Below are 982 nucleotides of genomic sequence, written 5' to 3' on the forward strand. Positions count from 1 at the left end.
GTATCAAGCACTCAAGTTTATGCGCAGGTGACGGACAACAAGATTTCGGAGGATATGGACAGGCTTATAGCCAAACAATCGGCAAAGGAGAAAGAAATAGCGGAGAGACAATCCTCATTCCCACTTGTTTTCAGAAATTGAATAAAGCTCTTCCTGCTGTCCCTAAAAGCCCTGACGGTAGCCTTTCCTATAGTCTTGCCCTGCAATACCTCCTTACTTTCGCAGACAGCTTGGTAAAGCTCTATGAGTGTTGGGGTAGGTTTGCCTTGATGCAGGAACTGCTCCTTAAGATATTCTGCCGTGATGTAGTTCTCTTCTCTTAACGCGAGTTCATAGAGTGCGTGAAGTCGTTTATCTATTGAGCTCAGTTGATGATTGACGGCATTCGCTCTGTTAGCTGCCACTTTTATACGTCCTATCTTTGATTGCCAATCAACAGGAGAGGTATGCAATCCTGTTGAGAATGAAGCAGACGCACCGTTGCAGGTGATACGGCAGCGGATAATGCATTCATTCCTTTCGCTTGTTTTGCTTCTGTCTAAACGCATCATTTTAGTGTAGCTTTTTGGCTACAAAGTTCGGCATAAGTTCTTGAAAACGAAAACTTTGCATGCTGTCAATTTAATAGTCATTTTCCATTCATTGCTACATTTTTTTTGAGATTCTGTTTTTGTGTAGCTATTTCTGTAGCAGAAAATGACCGAATAATGACTATCAAAAGGTACAGTTTAGCAGTCAAACGGATATGGATAAAAATAAAAATCGCTGTAAGACCATGATTTTACAGCGATTATCCTTGTTTTAAAGGCTAAAATGACGTGTTGCTTGATGTCTTTTTGAAACCTATTTGTGGACCTCTCTGGGCTTGAACCAGGGACCTCCAGATTATGAGTAAGGCAGAATGATATTTTGTGAATTTTTAATACCAGAAGTTTTGCTGATTATCAAATAGTTACTATCTTTACAGCAGTTTATGATACCC

2 pseudogenes are annotated in these 982 nt (G+C 40.1%); one reads left to right on the plus strand and one right to left on the minus strand.

The annotated features are described in order from the left end of the window. Positions 1 to 141 (plus strand): annotated as a pseudogene (locus HMPREF1640_RS13835) (site-specific integrase); the annotation flags it as partial. Here HMPREF1640_RS13835 and HMPREF1640_RS12215 read toward each other — a convergent pair. Beyond that, positions 105 to 551, minus strand: a pseudogene (locus HMPREF1640_RS12215) (Arm DNA-binding domain-containing protein); the annotation flags it as partial. The pseudogenes HMPREF1640_RS13835 and HMPREF1640_RS12215 overlap by 37 nt on opposite strands. Positions 552 to 982: the final 431 nt, after the last annotated feature.

Source organism: Prevotella sp. S7-1-8, assembly GCF_000758925.1.
Lineage (GTDB): Bacteria > Bacteroidota > Bacteroidia > Bacteroidales > Bacteroidaceae > Prevotella.